14 protein-coding genes are annotated in these 17,150 nt (G+C 41.8%); 4 read left to right on the forward strand and 10 right to left on the reverse strand.

Going from position 1 to position 17,150, the window contains the following annotated elements; all coding sequences use genetic code 11:
* Positions 1-146: 146 nt before the first annotated feature.
* The 10 genes from ACKWCA_RS21740 to ACKWCA_RS21785 all read right to left on the reverse strand — a co-directional run bounded on the left by ACKWCA_RS21740 (position 147) and on the right by ACKWCA_RS21785 (position 14,052).
* Entirely contained in the window at positions 147-5,555 is a 5,409-nt protein-coding gene (locus ACKWCA_RS21740) for an Ig-like domain-containing protein (protein WP_413980357.1), read from the reverse strand.
* Positions 5,556-6,102: 547 nt separating this feature from the next.
* On the reverse strand, positions 6,103-6,864 hold the full coding sequence (gene trpA / locus ACKWCA_RS21745; RefSeq protein ID WP_413980392.1) for a tryptophan synthase subunit alpha: 762 nt from the start codon (positions 6,862-6,864) through the stop codon (positions 6,103-6,105).
* Positions 6,864-8,048: a tryptophan synthase subunit beta gene (gene trpB / locus ACKWCA_RS21750; RefSeq protein ID WP_413980358.1), complete on the reverse strand. Its 1,185-nt coding sequence runs from the start codon at positions 8,046-8,048 to the stop codon at positions 6,864-6,866. Before trpB ends, trpA begins: the two co-directional genes overlap by 1 nt.
* Before the next feature lie 45 nt (positions 8,049-8,093).
* Entirely contained in the window at positions 8,094-8,711 is a 618-nt protein-coding gene (locus tag ACKWCA_RS21755; RefSeq protein ID WP_461445189.1) for a phosphoribosylanthranilate isomerase, read from the reverse strand.
* A gap of 80 nt (positions 8,712-8,791) precedes the next feature.
* Positions 8,792-9,574, reverse strand: coding sequence for an indole-3-glycerol phosphate synthase TrpC (gene trpC, locus ACKWCA_RS21760; protein ID WP_413980359.1), 783 nt, complete (start codon positions 9,572-9,574; stop codon positions 8,792-8,794).
* A 35-nt stretch (positions 9,575-9,609) separates the two neighbouring features.
* Positions 9,610-10,602 carry an anthranilate phosphoribosyltransferase gene (gene trpD / locus ACKWCA_RS21765; RefSeq protein WP_413980360.1) on the reverse strand — a complete coding sequence of 331 codons (993 nt, stop codon included), beginning with the start codon at positions 10,600-10,602 and terminating at the stop codon, positions 9,610-9,612.
* An 88-nt stretch (positions 10,603-10,690) separates the two neighbouring features.
* Complete coding sequence (locus ACKWCA_RS21770; protein ID WP_413980361.1) at positions 10,691-11,254, reverse strand: anthranilate synthase component II; 564 nt, start codon at positions 11,252-11,254, stop codon at positions 10,691-10,693.
* A gap of 1 nt (position 11,255) precedes the next feature.
* On the reverse strand, positions 11,256-12,653 hold the full coding sequence (locus ACKWCA_RS21775; protein ID WP_413980362.1) for an anthranilate synthase component I family protein: 1,398 nt from the start codon (positions 12,651-12,653) through the stop codon (positions 11,256-11,258).
* A gap of 336 nt (positions 12,654-12,989) precedes the next feature.
* A complete protein-coding gene (locus tag ACKWCA_RS21780) occupies positions 12,990-13,568 on the reverse strand; it encodes a YceI family protein (protein WP_413980363.1) in 579 nt (192 codons plus the stop codon).
* Positions 13,569-13,605: 37 nt separating this feature from the next.
* Positions 13,606-14,052: a MarR family winged helix-turn-helix transcriptional regulator gene (locus ACKWCA_RS21785; RefSeq protein WP_413980364.1), complete on the reverse strand. Its 447-nt coding sequence runs from the start codon at positions 14,050-14,052 to the stop codon at positions 13,606-13,608.
* 135 nt (positions 14,053-14,187) lie between these two features.
* On the opposite strand from ACKWCA_RS21785, the gene ACKWCA_RS21790 reads away from it, so the two are divergent.
* From ACKWCA_RS21790 to ACKWCA_RS21805, 4 genes are all read left to right on the forward strand, one after another.
* A complete protein-coding gene (locus ACKWCA_RS21790) occupies positions 14,188-14,499 on the forward strand; it encodes a rhodanese-like domain-containing protein (RefSeq protein ID WP_413980365.1) in 312 nt (103 codons plus the stop codon).
* Between the two features lie 71 nt (positions 14,500-14,570).
* Positions 14,571-15,854 carry a DUF2851 family protein gene (locus ACKWCA_RS21795; protein ID WP_413980366.1) on the forward strand — a complete coding sequence of 428 codons (1,284 nt, stop codon included), beginning with the start codon at positions 14,571-14,573 and terminating at the stop codon, positions 15,852-15,854.
* An 8-nt stretch (positions 15,855-15,862) separates the two neighbouring features.
* Entirely contained in the window at positions 15,863-16,090 is a 228-nt protein-coding gene (locus ACKWCA_RS21800; protein ID WP_413980367.1) for a PspC domain-containing protein, read from the forward strand.
* A gap of 2 nt (positions 16,091-16,092) precedes the next feature.
* Positions 16,093-17,115, forward strand: coding sequence for a potassium channel family protein (locus ACKWCA_RS21805; protein ID WP_413980368.1), 1,023 nt, complete (start codon positions 16,093-16,095; stop codon positions 17,113-17,115).
* Positions 17,116-17,150: the final 35 nt, after the last annotated feature.

Below are 17,150 nucleotides of genomic sequence, written 5' to 3' on the forward strand. Positions count from 1 at the left end.
TACATTTGATTTTTCGAAGGTTGTTTGAAGTACCAAAACCCCCCTTGAGAGTGCGGCAGTCTATTTTTTATCGAACCGTCTCTATAGTATGTTCGTCTATTATCCTTAAAAAAGGAGCCCTGATGTTTACTCAGGGCTTCTTTTGATTAATATCTAATTATAAATGAACGGGTCTCCGTGCCAATTAGGGTTTGGAACAGGAGGTAGTAATATCCCTCTGGATAGCCATAAAAGGACAAGGTTACTTCTTCCCCGTGGTTTTGATCAAAAAATTGGGTTCCCAGAAACTGATTGTTTTGAGTGAAATGTTGAATTTCGACGGCCATACCCATATAATCGGATAGGTCAACAGTTAGGTTCCCCGAAGTAGGATTCGGATATATGCTAAGGTTTGGCGATGGCGGCGTCACCGTTATTATTGAACTCCCTTGATAACCGCCATCATTTGTGATTGCCGTGACATCGATTTCCCCTGCACTTATTGCGGTTACCAGCCCTGTATTTGTATCGATTGTGGCAATATTCGGATTATTGGAAAACCAACTCACCGATTGGTCGGTTGCATTGCTCGGCTCGACTAATGCCAATAGTTGAAAGGTCTCGCCCACTTCCAAAGATATGCTGGAAGGAGTTGCAAACACATTATAAACCCGTATTGGTGCTGCCGTTCCGGTAACCTTAATAACAACACTTGCTTGATAACTTCCATCAGTTGAAACTGCCGTAATATCGATTTCACCTCCACTTATGGCAGTAACTAGCCCGGTATTGGGGTCTACGGTTACAATCTCCGGGTTGTTGGAGAACCAACTCACCGATTGATCGGTTGCATTCGCTGGTTCGACCGTTGCCGTTAACTGAAAAGTTTCCCCGACGTTTAATTCAACCAGTGATTCCGCTATCAGAACATTATAGACATTTACAATGGCCGTCAAGTCCGTAACTGTAATAGTCGTGCTCGCCTGATAACCCCCGTCTGTTGAAATCGCTGTAACATCAATTGCTCCCTCACCTACGGCGGTGACAAGGCCTGTATTTGGATCAATGGTCGCAACCGCTAAATTATTTGAAAACCAACTAACAGATTGATCGGTGGCATTTGCCGGTTCAACAATTGCCGATAGTTGAATGGTTTCACCGACTTCTAAATCTACTGATGTTGGCGTAACTATTACATTGTACACCGGAATAGGTATTGTTGACTCTTCTACATTAACTATGGAAATAGCCTGGAAGCCACCATCTTGAGTTGTGGCGAGCACAAATGTTTGCCCTACACCGGTGGCGATAATCGTTCCGGTTTGGTCTATTGTGGCCACGGTAGGATCGTTGGTGCTCCAGCTTACCTCTTGATTTTCGGCATCGACTGGTTGAACATTTGCCGTTACCAAAAATGTTTGCCCCACATTCATATTTACCGTTTCGGGAGAAACGGTGACTCCAGTGACCGCAACTGCCGTTCTTTGGACGGTAATGTTGCTTGTGGCCTGAAAGTTTCCGTCTGTAGTGGTGACGGTAATCGTCGCTATACCCTGAGCTATTGCTGTAACTAATCCATTCGTGTTTACCGTGGCGATATTAGTATCGCTTGAGGACCAATTTACGGAGGTATCATTTGCATTCGCGGGCACCACTGTCGCCGTAAGTTGTTGCGTATTACCTTCGAATAGCGTGACCACGTTCGGTGCGATAGTTACTCCTGTAGCATTGATTACAGCTCTTTCTACCGTGATGATCGAAGAAGCTTGGAAATTACCATCGGTAGTTGTTGCTGTAAGGGTCGCTGTACCTTGTGCGATGGCATTTACGAATCCGTTGGAATCCACTGTAGCAATGCTAGTATCACTTGAGGACCAACTTACCGAGGTATCATCGGCATCCGTAGGCACCACTGTTGCCATAAGTTGTTGCGTGTTGCCTTCGATTAAGGTAACGGTATCAGGCGTAACGGTTACGCTGGTGACTGGTATCGGATCGACGCAAATAGATGTCACCTTGAAATCATCGATTCCAGCTTCAATAATGTCACCTATGGTTGGGCCATCTGATGCTGAAACCCTGACAATTAAATTCGATCCGCTTGGAATATTGGCCATGGCCTCTGTCCATTGTGCGCTCATCTGAATGTCTCCATATGAGGCCAATGGAGTATACGTTGCACCTCCGTTTAAGGAGTATTCGAGCAAGAAATAATCCCCAGAATCATCTCCGGCATCGCGTTGTCCAAAAAAGTACCAAATGGATAATGTAGAATCGTCTTGAATGTTATAAACGGGTGATGTGGCAGTCGTTACCCCTCCATCGACATCGCTTACCCCAGCTGATGAATTCGTTGCAGTGAAAAAGGCATTACTTCCCTCTAGACTATGATCATCCTCCGGTTGGGTTTGTATCCCGGATGTTGTTTGTGCTGTAGGGTTTGCAATAACGAATGTTCCTGTCTGCGCTGTTCCAGAGGTAATCCAGTTTGTGCCCGAACCATTTTCAAAGTCGATAGAAACCGATTCGGTACCCTGACATGGACAAGGATTAGCGCAAGACCCGCCACAATCGATTCCGGTTTCATCGCCATTTTGTATGCCATCAGTACAAGTCGGTTCTGGTTGGTTTTCCACTATCTGAAGAAATTGGTTGATTTCAGGATTGAAAACTTCATCTACTGCCCCTGAAGGCCATCTGACCACTACACGATCTACCTCGCTATTTACGCCAATGCCGAAATGTTGTGTGAATGAATTGACGAGGCCATACCCTTCTCCTGAACGGACATCCCGAATTTGTATGCCCCAGGCACCGTATATTTCGACACGGGCCCCTATGCCATTGATATTACTTTGGGTTCCCTTGAGTTGAATGTTCAGAAAGTTGTTCGAATTACCTTGGTTTAGCCAAATACGGTCTCGAGTAGATGTTGGTGAGTTCAATCCACTTGCATAACCTGCGTAAATATCCAAGAACCCATCATGGTTTAAATCGCCCACAGAGAAAGATTGTATTTGATTTGAATTAAATGGGTTTGCTGCATTCTGAAAGGTGCCATTTCCATTATTGTAAAAGATGTAGTGATTATCACCGGAAACCATCAAATCTAAGTGTCCATCATTGTTGAAGTCTCTGAAGAACCCTTGAATACCATAAAAATCCTGTGGGGACAATGTGGGCAATAATCCACTTCCGGCCGTGACTTCAGTGAAAGTTCCATTGCCGTTATTCCGCATGAGGTTGGGCCCGGTACCATGATTAATGACAATTGCATCTAGATCACCATCATTATCAATATCTCCAAAATCCGTTAACCAGGTTTGATCTCCAATTTTAAGATTGGCTTGTGCGGCTACTTCTGTAAAATTATTATTTCCATCATTTTGCCAGAGCATATTGATTCGCCTAGGGTCACTACTACTAGTAACTCCTCCTCGGCATTTTGAAATATAAAGATCTAGATCACGATCGTTGTCGTAATCGACCCACATGCTGGCATAATTTCCCGAATCATCGCTGGTCGGCGTTGTTGCCGTACGGATCATATTCGCATTGAATGAAAAAGTTCCGTTTTGATTGTTTTGATAGGCCCTTGATTCGGCATCATCATGGCAGGCAAAAATATCGGCCCAACCGTCATTGTTAATATCCGCAAAATTGCTTCCTTGAATAAAAATATTCGAATTCTGAAGGGTGCTCATTGAGAATGAATTGTTTCCATTGTTGTTTTTGATGAGTTTGATATTATCGTAAGCGCCACCTGAGATGATATCATTGTACCCATTCTGATCGTAGTCCGCAATGGCCGTACTCCATTGATTTCTAGTACTCACTTGCCCAAAATTATAACTGTTGAATACTTGTCCGGCCCCATTCTGATATTGAATACGCAGATTTTTGGCCGAATTGAATTGAACAATATCGTCTTTGCCATCACCGTTCATGTCGATGACGCCCATGGGTAAACCGCTATAGTTGTTTTGCCCGATTAGGCTGGTACCATCGGTAAAAGCGACGGTATTAGTGCCGGGGTTGGCATTGTTGACAATAATGGTAATCGTTTCTTGATCAGACCCAAGTCCATTACTAACGGTCAACGTAGCTGTATAGGAACCAGGACTCTGGTATATGTGATTTGTAAAAGCTCCTTGGCCCGTAGTACCATCTCCGAAAGTCCAGGCATAAGTGAGCGTGCTTCCATTGGGATCAGTACTATCCGAAGCATCGAATGAAACGTTTAATGGGGCCGGTCCATAGGTTGTTGAAGCGGAAATCATTGCGACCGGTAGATTTGAAGTGGTTGGTATCAAACTGTTGATCCAATCGGCGATAAGTTGAACGCCTTCGGTATCGACCACATCTTTTGCCAAAGGAGGCATTGCTATTCCTGTTTGGGTAGAGTTCATTCTAAAATGGGCCATGGAATTGGAAACGTCTTGTGGGATAATTACTTTGGGGTCATTAAGACCTTCATCATAAATCACATCTCCGTAAATAAGGTTCTGGTTTTCCAATGGCGTTGTATAGCGCGCATCGAACATGGCGATATTATCGACTTGCGGATTATGGCAACTGGAACAATTGACATCGAGATAGCCTCGTGCCCTATCTTCTAGTGAGGCGCTGAGGTCATCCTTGGCAGAAACGGCCATGTAATTGGTTACATTATTCGGTGTGATGTTTTCCGTGATGATACCAAGTTCACTGAAGTTTACTAATTGGTTCATAGCGATACCGGAACTTGGATATACAATTGACTTGTTCAAGTTTCTCGTTTTTGGCCCTAAAACACTTCCATTTTGAGGAAAGTGACAAGAAGCACATTCGTTTCTACTAGGATAATGCCATGATTGTACAACTCCGTTTACGACGATGTCTTCATCAATAGATGCATTCAGTAGTATCGCATCGGTCTGCGCGGCGTTCCATTTATAGGTCAGGTAATAGTATACATCATCGTCTCCTTTCACTTCAAAACGCGTTTCCAATCGGTTTCCGGGAAACTCAAAGTGCTTGATAAGTACGGCTCCTTTTGGAAAGTCCCAGGCATTGTCAGGGGAAAATTGAATTTGTTCCGCAGCCGTGTTGTGCGTGCCGTCATTCGGTATGGCCATCCATCTTTTCTTGTCGGCCCCATCGGACCAAAACGGTTCGATCATGTCATACGGAATAAGTCCCGGACTTGGTTCCAACGTAATCAAATTTGCAAAAGCTCCTGTTTGCGATAATAGGGTAGGAACCGCATTGTTGCCTACGGGTGTTGTTGTGGGAAGGTTGTTGTTCAAGAATTTTCCAATCGCTACCGCATTTATTGCTGGTGCAAAAAGGTTTTGCGTGGTTGCCTCACTGAATTTCGCGAGGTGATCCTTTTGGATGTCGATGGAGAAATCATTGGATTCTAAGGTGATAGGCGCTTCCAAAAAAGTTCCCGAGATGCGATTTTCACTATTCGAAAGAGCTAAAAGCTCATAATCGGAGGTGTATACTCCGTTGTTTTCAGTCCGGAAGAAATACAATAGGCCTATTGCCGTAGCAAACGTCAATAAGGCAACAAAAGATTGCTTATTTGTCATTTTGGTTTGGTTTTAAATTGGCCGGTTAGCGTGCCAGAATTGAATCGGGGTTTTTGAAATCCGATTCTGATGGTAATTAGTTTAAATCATTGAACAACATGTTATCAAATGAAGGACGCTATTGATATGATTTACATGCCGTTTTTGGAAAGTGAAAAGCTAGAAATACTCTAGCAGAGTAAGTTCAAATCATATGATTCTAAGTTTAGTTTTATTGTATTGTTAGTGTTTACGGCGCAAGATCGGTAAAGTGCATGGCTGGGTATTAAAACACAATCCGATTTTCGATGAACTGTCATTTTTATGGATAGATGGACAAAATCCTAAGGTTTCTTATGGGAGAGGAAATCAGAATAACGGTTTTTTTAACCTTTCAACGATTACAGAAATCGTGGATTTAAAGACTTGAGGTTTTGACAGCGCATGGTAGTGATAAGAGTTTAAACTCTGCGATAGAGGCCCATGAAGAGCAAAGAAAGGGGCATAGCCAGCTGAAATTTCAAAGCAATAAAACGATATTCTTTAACTTATGGCACTGTTTCTGGTGCTAACGTATATTTGAAACAAAGGCTGAAATAGAATCTACGCCATTTGCTGTCAAATGTTGGATGAAAGCTGATCCGATAATGGCGCCCTTAGCTTGTTTGGTCGCTTGTTGAAAGGTTAGGGCGTCTTTGATCCCAAAACCCACGATTTGAGGATTTTTTAAATTCATTTGACCGATGCGTTCAAAATAATCGGTTTGCGTATCCCCAAAACCTGATTTTGAACCGGTAACACTTGCCGAGCTTACCATATAGATAAAACCAGTAGAGGAGCTATCTATTTGCCTAACTCTTTCCGTACTGGTCTGAGGAGTAATTAAAAAGATATTTATAAGTCCATATGCGGTGAAAATAGCTTCATAGTCCTTTTTGTACACATCTAGCGGCAAATCTGGCATAATGATTCCATCGATACCGATATCATGACATTTTTTACAGAACGCCTCAACCCCATATTGTAACATCGGATTGAAATACCCCATTACGATCAAAGGAATGGAAACGCTTTTTCGAATGTTCTTCAATTGCTCGAACAGCCGTTCGGTGGTCATGCCATTTTTCAAGGCCACAGTAGAGCTCTCTTGAATGGTAGGGCCGTCTGCCAAGGGGTCACTGAAAGGCAAGCCTATCTCGATCATATCGACACCACTACGTTCTAAATCTTGAATGATTTGAACCGTATCATCTAGTGCTGGGTAGCCTGCGGTGAAGTATATGGAAAGCAGTTTTTTATTTCCCTGTAGTTTTTGATTTATTCTGTTCATCATGCGAGCTTGAAATAGTCTATATATGTATTTAAATCCTTATCACCACGACCAGATAAGCTGATAACGATCACATCATCGGCTTCGAATTTTTTATGTTGAAAAATGGCAAAGGCATGTCCGGTTTCAATGGCGGGAATGATACCTTCCAATTGTGATAGTTCCAAACCAGCAGTCATGGCTTCATCATCGGTGGCAGAATAGAATTCCGCTCGGCCAGATTGATATAAATGGGAATGCATTGGCCCAACTCCAGGATAATCCAATCCTGCGGAAATAGAATAAGGCTCTGTTATTTGTCCGTCCGTAGTTTGCATCAACATGGTCTTACAGCCGTGTATGATACCCACTTTGCCCAGTGCGGAAGTTGCGGCACTTTCCCCGGTCTCGATTCCTTTTCCGGCAGCCTCTACGGCGATGATCCCAACTTCTTCCTCATCTAGAAAATGGTAGTAGGTACCTGCCGCATTACTTCCCCCTCCAATACAAGCGACTACATAATCAGGGTTTTCCCGTCCTTCTTTTTCTTTCAATTGCCACTTGATTTCCTCCGAAATGACAGACTGGAAACGGGTTACCATATCGGGGTAAGGGTGCGGGCCGATGGCCGATCCAATGATATAATGGGTGTCTACCGGATTGTTGATCCAGTCGCGAATGGCCTCATTTGTAGCATCTTTTAAGGTACGACTTCCAGATAGGGCAGGACGCACCTCGGCGCCCAACATTTTCATTCGCGCTACATTTGGGGCTTGACGCGCAATGTCTATTTCACCCATATATACAACACATTCAATGCCCATTAAAGCACAAACCGTGGCCGTAGCCACCCCGTGTTGACCTGCACCTGTTTCTGCAATAATTCTGGTTTTTCCCAACTTCTTTGCCATCAAAATCTGTCCGATTGTGTTGTTGACTTTATGGGCCCCCGTGTGGTTTAGGTCCTCACGTTTCAAGTAGATTTTGCACCCATGTTTTTCGGAAAGGCGTTTGGCATAATAGAGTGGTGAAGGCCGCCCTACGTAATCTTTGAGAAGTTGATGGAATTCTTTTTGAAAAGAATCGGCATACATGAACTCCAAATACTTTTGACGTAACTCTTCAACATTAGGGTAGAGCATTTCAGGAATAAAAGCCCCTCCGAACTCCCCGTAATATCCTCTTTCATCTGCGTGATATCTCATAATTTTCAGTATTCAGTAAATAATTATTGATGATCAGTTGCCTGTTTATCGTGCTTTAGTGTTATTTGTCTGTATTGCTTTTTGTAAGGTTTTCAGTTCTTCAATATTTTTTAATCCGGGTTCGGTCTCGAATTTGCTATTGACATCGATAGCGTGGCAAAACCGGGCCTCAGGACGTTTCATGAATTCCTTGATGGATATCATCTCCTCTAAACCTATACCGCCGCTCAAAAAATAAGGTTTGGTAGAGGGGTATCTTTGCAAAACTTCCCAATTGAAGGTGTATCCATTTCCTCCTGGAAGTTTTCCCTTGGTGTCGAACAGGTAGTAATCACAGACATCCTCAAAATGGTTTAATTTACCAAAGTCAAAGTCATCTTGTATCGAAAACACTTTTACGATTTTTAGTTGCGGTATCGCTTTCTTCAGTTCGTCACAAAATGCCGGTGTTTCACTTCCGTGCAATTGGGCGTACAATAATCCATAGGTTTTTGTTTTTTCGGCGATTTCCAAAATTGTGGCGTCGACAAAGACTCCGACTTTTTTTATGCTATGTGGAATAGAGGGCATTTCTCCCTCAAAATAACGTCGCGAAGGTTCCCAGAATATAAAACCTAAGTAATCTGGCTTCAAGGCCGCTACTTCTCCAGTGTTTTTATTCATGCCGCAAACCTTTAACTTCAGGGAAACAGTACCTTCTTTAAGGGACGTCGCGTCTTTATTTGAATAATAATAGTCCACCGTTAGTCTAAATTTTGAATGAACGCTGCTGCACTTTCCGCAGGGTTTTTGGTTTTCATGAAATTTTCTCCAATGAGAAACCCTTCGTATCCAAAGGGTTTTAAATCTTGAATGGCATTAATTGAACTGATACCGCTCTCCGAAACTTTGACAAAATCCGTAGGAATCATATCCGCCAATGACTTACTGGTTTGCAAACTCACCTCGAAAGTTTTCAGATCACGGTTGTTCACCCCCAACATATCCAAACTGGGCATTATCGATTTATGTAACTCGGCTTCATTATGCACTTCTAAGAGGACTTCTAAGTCCAAACTTTTGGAAAGCTCCGAAAACACCTTGATTTCTTCCCTTGACAATACTGCCGCAATGAGCAGAATGACATCGGCACCATGGGCTTTGGCCTCCACTAGTTGATACTCATTAACAATAAACTCTTTTCGTAGCAAGGGAATATTCACAGCCGCCCTGGCCAGCACTAAATCTTCTAATGAACCTCCAAAGTATTTGATATCGGTCAGCACGCTCATACCACAAACACCTGCCTTTTGATATCCTTTAGCGACCTGAGCCACGTTAGTAAGCTGACTGATGGTTCCTTTTGAGGGGGAACGTCTTTTGTGCTCGGCAATAATTCCGGAAGTGCTATTTCGTAATGCTTTTACCAAAGAATGGGTGTTCCTTTCAAATAAAACGGAAGCCTCCAATTGCTTTGTTGGAATAATCGATTTTTTCAACGCGACCTCTTTGCGTTTGTCCGCTATGATTTTATCTAAAATGTTCATTTCTCTACTTTACGCACCTTTTTAGTATAGGGCAATCAGTTACTCAACTCTTGTAATTTCCGCAAGGCTTTTAACCCGCTTCCGTTCAACAAAGATTCCTTTGCTTTTTCGAACCCTTCTTTCACGCTTATATTTTCGACCGTTGCAATGGCGACACCGGCATTGGCGCAGACAACATTGTTCTGGGCTTCGGTACCTTTCGCCTGCAAAACATCCAGAAATATCTGGGCCGATCCTTCAATGCTCTCACCCCCTATAATATCGATTTGTCGAATGGGGGAAATCCCAAAATCGGCCGGGGTCAACATGCCTTCCGATTGGTTTGAAATGGTTTTTGTATTTCCGGTCAGAGAGATTTCGTCATAACCATCCAAGGCATGCAGTACGGTAAAATTCTTGTCGGTATTTTGATAGAGGTATCCGTACATACGGGCCAGTTCCAAGTTGAAAACCCCTACCATTTGATTCTTTGGAAAGGCAGGATTCACCATAGGTCCCAACATATTGAAAAAGGTTTTTACGCCAAGCTCCCTTCGAATGGGGGCGACATTTTTCATGGCAGGATGAAAGAGAGGGGCGTGCAAAACGCAAATTCCGGCTTCGTCGATGGATTTCTCTAAGAAGTCCGCCTCATTACTGAATTTGATACCCAAAAACTCCATCACGTTGCTACTTCCACATTTTGAGGAAACCCCATAATTGCCGTGTTTGGTCACTTTCACTCCGGCCCCTGCCGTTACAAAGGATGCCAAGGTTGAAATATTGAAGGTGTCTTTTCCGTCACCTCCCGTACCGCAAAGGTCTATGGGATTATAGGCGGAAAGATCAACGGCTAAGCACAGTTCTAAAAGCGCATCGCGGAAACCCTCTAATTCTTCTATGGTAATACTGCGCATCATATAAACGGTCAAGAAGGCCGCAATTTGACTGGTGTTGTATTCGCCTTTGGCAATATTCACCAAAATTTGTTTCGCATCTTCTTTCGAGAGGATGTCGTGATTGATCAGTTTGTTGAGTGTTTCTTTCATCACTAGAAATTTTATGTTCCATTCTTGCAATGGAAAATGCCTTTATCTTACAGGAAGACCCTTGCCTATAATTGAGCACCAAATCAATTTAATTCTTCAACCAATTCTCCAGAATCTTTTTTCCTTCAGGTGTTAAAACCGATTCTGGGTGAAATTGAACTGCACACACGTCATATTCTTTATGTCGCAAAGACATGACCTGTCCGTTTTTATCAAAAGAAGTCGCCTCAAGCATTTCAGGTAGTTCTGGATGAACCACCCATGAGTGGTACCGACCGACCTCGATTTCCTTAGGTATTCCTTCAAATAATTTATCTTCTTTCGCAATCGTTATTTTTGTGGCGATGCCATGATATACCTCATCCAAATTAATCAGTGAGCCACCAAATACCTCTGCTATGGCCTGTTGCCCTAGGCATACACCGAATATACTCTTCCGAGGCGCATATTTGTTAATAATCGCCTTCAAGAGCCCCGCTTCCTCAGGTATTCCTGGTCCTGGCGAGAGTACGATTTTATCAAATGCATCGACTTCATCAAGGGTTAGTTGGTCATTGCGTTTCACGATAACTTCACAATCCAGATCTTCGAGATAATGCACGAGATTGTAGGTAAAACTATCGTAATTGTCTATAACAAGTATCTTCTTCATCTTAAATCGTTTCTGCAATTTCAAGAGCTTTGGTCAATGCCCCCAGTTTGTTATAGGTCTCCTGCAATTCGTCTTCGGCATTTGATGCGGCCACCAGACCTGCGCCAGCTTGGTAATGGAGCTCATGGTTTTTGCTCAGAAAAGTTCGAATCATTATCGCATGATTGAAATTTCCACTAAAATCCATAAAGCCGATTGCGCCACCATAATATCCACGACTTGTTTTTTCATACTTTTCGATTAGTTGCATTGCCATATGCTTAGGTGCTCCGCTCAACGTTCCTGCCGGAAATGTATCCGCGACCACCTTCATCGTTGCAATATCCTTTTTCTTTTTGCCGGTCACTTTTGACACTAAGTGAATCACATGAGAGAAGAATTGTACTTCGCGATAGTTGGCCACTTCTACCATATTGCCATTTCGGCTCAGATCGTTTCTGGCTAGATCGACCAACATCACATGTTCACTATTTTCCTTATCGTCTTCGGTAAGTTGTTTGGCTAGAATAGCATCTTGTTCATCATTACCGGTGCGCTTAAAAGTTCCGGCGATAGGGTGAATTTCCGCCTTACCGTTTTGAACGATCAGTTGTGCCTCGGGAGAACTTCCAAATATTTTAAAATCCCCATAATCAAAATAGAATAGATAAGGTGAAGGGTTCACCGAGCGCAGGGCTCTGTATACGTTGAATTCATCTCCTTTGAAACCTTGTGAGAATCGTCGCGATAAAACCAATTGAAACACGTCGCCACGCTGACAATGCTTTTTGGCCAATTCCACATGCTCTTTGTATTCTTCATCCCTTAAGTTGGAGGATACTGTTCCGTCCATGGTAAAATTGTAGGACGCAAAGTTCTTGACATTTAGAATCTGTTCGATTTCCGGAATATTGTTTTCCGATTCAAAGCAATGTGCAAAGATATAGGCTTCGTTCTTGAAGTGATTGATGGCAATGATGTTCTGGTACACCGCATAATAGATATCCGGAATTTGAATGGTACCCTCCTTTTTTTCAAGCGCCACGCTTTCATAATACCGAACCGCATCATAGGCCATATAGCCAAATAGCCCATTATTTATGAACTTAAAATCACTTTTTCCTGTATCAAAACGTTGACTGAAATCATGAATCACTTGTACCACGTCGGTTTGCGGGTCGATTTTTATTTCGTCTGACGAACCATCGGGAAACTGTCGGGATATTATCTCATTCTCCACTTTAAAAGAGGCAATGGGATTACAGCAGATATACGAAAAACTGTTATCGTTGGCATGGTAGTCACTACTTTCCAAAAGGATGCTATTCGGAAATCGATCTCTAATCTTCAGATAGACACTTACAGGAGTGATGGTGTCCGCTAATATTTTTCGGTAATGTGATTGTAATTTGTATTTCATCTGATGCTATAAAAAGAGTAAGGCTTGTCGTGATGACAAGCCTTATATAGTTTTACTACAATGATGCTTAGCTCACGATAACTTTCGAGAGTTAGACCACCACCATGTATTATTTCGTAATTCAATCATTATGTGTCAAATATAGAAATCATTTTTTTTGCCTACAAATGAAATGCCGATAAAAAGAAATCCGATGTCATGATGATTATTTTAATAGGTACGGCATCAGGCTATAATTTGAAGTTCTAAGGTCTTCGGTCGTCCCTATTTTCAAGAATCAAAAAACCCCGCGCTTCAAATGAAACACGGGGCCGCTTAACTGTGAGGTCAAGTCTACTAAAATTCTAAATCCACAACAAGATCGAACTCATCATAGATAGTTTTGTCTCCAAGGTTTTCAAAGAAACTACCAGAACCATACTTGACATCGTATTCTGCTCTGTCAACTTTCAAAGTGGCGGTCGCTTTACTTCCATATACGGATACATCAAAGGTAATAGGTTTAGTAATACCTTTTATAGTCAGGTCTCCGGTAACCTCGTACGAGTTCTTTCCAGAAGCCTTCACATTGGTGAAAACCAATTTGGAAGTTGGGTGATTGGCAACCCCGAAGAAATCGTCAGATTTCAGATGCCCCTCCAGCTTTCCTTTGTATTCACCTTCTAGATCGGTAGAAATCAAGGTAGGCATGTCGACCACGAATTCCCCACCGGTCAATTTATCGCCATCAAACAGCAATGCGCCCGATTTCAAATCGACGGTACCAGTATGGGATCCGGTAACTTTGTACGCCTTCCACGTCACTTTGCTTGTTTCAGAATTTACTTCCTTTTTTTCACCCTCAACAGGTGTAGTTGCCGTTGCTGTTGCTCCGAATACTATAGCTAATGCTAAACTTAAAACTGTCTTTTTCATGTTTGTAACTTAAATGTAATTAATTATTTGTGTTTATTTAAAATTTATTGAACAATGCGTTCAGTTGTTCCAGTTCTTTTTTGGAGATGTTCTTCAAAATAGCCTTTTCCGCAATCGCCATGGCTACATCCATTTTCTTCAATACCTTATCTCCCTCTTCGGTAATATTAATTTCTACTTTTCTACGGTTTGATGGGCAAACGATTCTATTGACATACCCTTTTAAAATTAATTTGTCTACCAAACGAGTGGTATTGCTCATTTTTGTGACCATTCGTTCGTTCAAGGTAGAAAGATGGGCGGGTTTCCCGTTTTGCCCCCTTAAGATGCGTAACACATTAAACTGCTGTAACGAGACGTCAAAGGGCTTCAATACACCTGAAATAGTCTCATTGATCTTGTTGTTGACCAACATGAAATGAATAATGGTCCTGCTCTCTAGCGGAATCTTTTTTTCGGTTTGTATGGTTTCTTCAACGTTCATGTTGTTACAATAATTGTATATACAAATGTATGTCGATTTTCTTTCTGACCAAATACAAAAGGTCTAATCTTTTGTTAATTTTTTAGGAAGGATATATGATCGAAAAGAAGTATTTTTGAAAGCAAAGATTCAGTTATGGCAGATTTATCACAAGAAGAGTGGGCAGAGCAATTGCAGAATGATGATAACGCGTTCATCTTGGATGTTCGAACGGACGATGAGGTGGAAGAAGGGTATATTCCCAATGCGAAGCAAATAGATATTTATTTAGGGCAAGGTTTCATCGACGAGCTTCAGAAATTAGATGCTTCAAAAAATTACTACGTGTATTGCCGAAGCGGTAACCGAAGTGGTCAGGCCTGCGCTATCATGAACAGTATCGGGATTGAGAATACTTTTAATCTAGAAGGTGGTTTTATGAATTGGACAGGAGAGGTGGTGGAGTAATTTTTATACAGTTTTTTCTTACTTTTAGTATTTTTCAATTATTTTAGCACGAAACACAAACCTCCTTTTTCGTGCGAGAAGATTTGCTTCATTTCTTATGGAAGTATAATAAACTGACCCCATCTGATTTATATACGACCTGTTCCGAATCTATTTCAATTGGCGATACAGGCACTCACAATCATTTGTCAGGACCTGATTTTTTCAATGCAAAAATCCATATTGACGGCCAACTTTGGGCAGGTAATGTGGAAATCCATGTAAAAGCTTCGGATTGGTATGCCCACCACCACGAAGAAGATCCGAAGTATGAAAATGTAATCTTGCACGTGGTCTGGGAAGAAGACACTATGGTCTTTAGGAAAAATGGGACTGTTATCCCCACGCTTGAATTGAAAAACGTGGTTTCTCCAAAATTCGTAGAGGTCTATCAAGAGCTTTTGGACAAACAGAAACATTCCTTCATCAATTGTGAGACCGATATGTTGGAGGTCGACTCGTTTATTTTTGAGCATTGGTTAGAACGATTGTATTTCGAACGTTTGGAACACAAGTCCGAAACCATTTCTAAATTGCTTGAGAATTCCAAAAACGATTGGGAGCAAGTGCTCTTTACCTTACTTCTGAAAAGCTTCGGATCGAAAATCAATAGCGACGCTTTTTTGACGCTAGCCGATCACTTGGAATTTTCCATTGTTCGCAAAGTAGGGCATAGTGTGGATCAGCTGGAGAGTTTGCTATTCGGAATGTCACATTTGTTAGAAGATGAAAACATTGTTGATTTATACTATCTACGATTGAAACGGGATTTTGAATTTTTAAAACGAAAATTCAAGTTGGATAATGAAGGTGTTCTCAAACCTGAATTTTTCAAATTGCGTCCAGCCAATTTTCCAACGCTCCGCCTGTCGCAGTTTGCCAATTTATATGGTAAGCAAGGCAGTCTTTTTGAAAAAGTAATCAAAGCTACCGATTTAAATATGTTGTATTCGGTTTTTGAAAGCTCGGCGACCGCTTATTGGAACGATCATTATGTTTTTGGTAAGTCATCCAAGGAAAAGGCGAAAAAGTTGACCAAGCCCTTTATTGATTTACTGATCATCAACACGGTCTTGCCATTGAAGTTTTGTTATTCTCGGCATTTAGGCAAAGCTTCTGCGGGCGAAATACTGCACATTATCACCCAGATCAAAGCGGAACAGAATGCTATAATCAAAGGTTATGATGGTTTAGGGGTAACGATCGAAACCGCTATGCAAACTCAGGCACTACTACAATTATATCAAGAGTATTGTACCGCGAATAAATGTTTGGATTGCGCCATAGGCAGTACGATATTACATAGAAATGTGTAATTTTAGGCATGAATTTTTTCTATTCTATTCTGTATTATTTTCAGAAACGTGGTTTTGAAGTTTGTCGGCGAATAGCTGAAAGATTGGGCATTCGTGCTCGAGTAGTGAGAACATCATTTATTTATCTTACGTTTGTGACAGTGGGCTTTGGTTTTGCACTCTATTTGTTTTTGGCTTTTTGGCTAAAGATAAAGGACTTGGTGTACACCAAAAGAACCTCGGTTTTTGACCTCTAAATATGATTAAACTTTCTCGTTCCAAGCTGTATCTGGCCCTGTCCTTGACCCTTGCGGTGGTCCTATGTGGTACAATCGGCTATCGTTATATTTCCGATTATACATGGATCGATGCGCTCTACATGACCATCATAACAATGGCCACGGTCGGGTTTAAGGAGGTTCATCCCTTAGACGATACCTCAAAGATTTTTACGGTATTCTTAATTGTGGCAAGTGTGTTTATTTTAGGGTTTGCCATTTCAGTGCTTACCGAGTATATTTTGGGAAGGAATTCCATGCAACTTTTAAAAAAAAAGAGGGTGAAAAATAAAATCAAGAATTTATCCGAACATGTAATTGTTTGTGGGTTCGGAAGAAATGGGATGCAAGCAGCAGAACGCCTAAAAGCCTACAAAAGACCTTTTGTCGTTATAGAGCGTAATCGTGATATCATTGAACGTTATGAAGCGGATATACTTTTTGTTGAAGGTGACGCCAATGATGATGATGTATTAAAAGAAGCCGGTATTGACCACGCGCAATATTTGATTGTGGCCCTACCCGATGATGCGGCGAATCTTTTCGTTGTGCTCTCCGCGCGTCAATTGAATCAGAAACTTTTTATCATCAGTCGTGCTTCTTTGGTCACCTCACAAAAGAAATTACAACTTGCCGGAGCCAATAAAGTGATTATGCCTGATAAAATCGGAGGTGATCATATGGCATCGCTGGTAGTCATGCCCGACCTTATAACATTTATGGATAAACTTTCCACAGAAGGGGAACATACCACGAATCTAGAAGAAGTGCCTATTGAGGACTTTTCAGATCAGATGGAGTGCAATTCACTGCGCGATCTTGACCTTAGGCGAAGAACAGGTTGTACGATTATTGGATATATTGCACCCGACGGAGACTATATTATTAACCCCGAGGCCGATATGGAACTTGAGCCGAAAAGTAAGGTCATCGTTCTCGGACGTCCTGAACAGATTAGAAAGTTGAACGAAATGTTCCATATTGACGGCGGCATTTCAAGTTAATTTAACCCTATTGCTTGATTGTGATGCTTATTTTT

This window comes from Maribacter corallii, from assembly GCF_047345415.1.
GTDB lineage: Bacteria > Bacteroidota > Bacteroidia > Flavobacteriales > Flavobacteriaceae > Maribacter_C.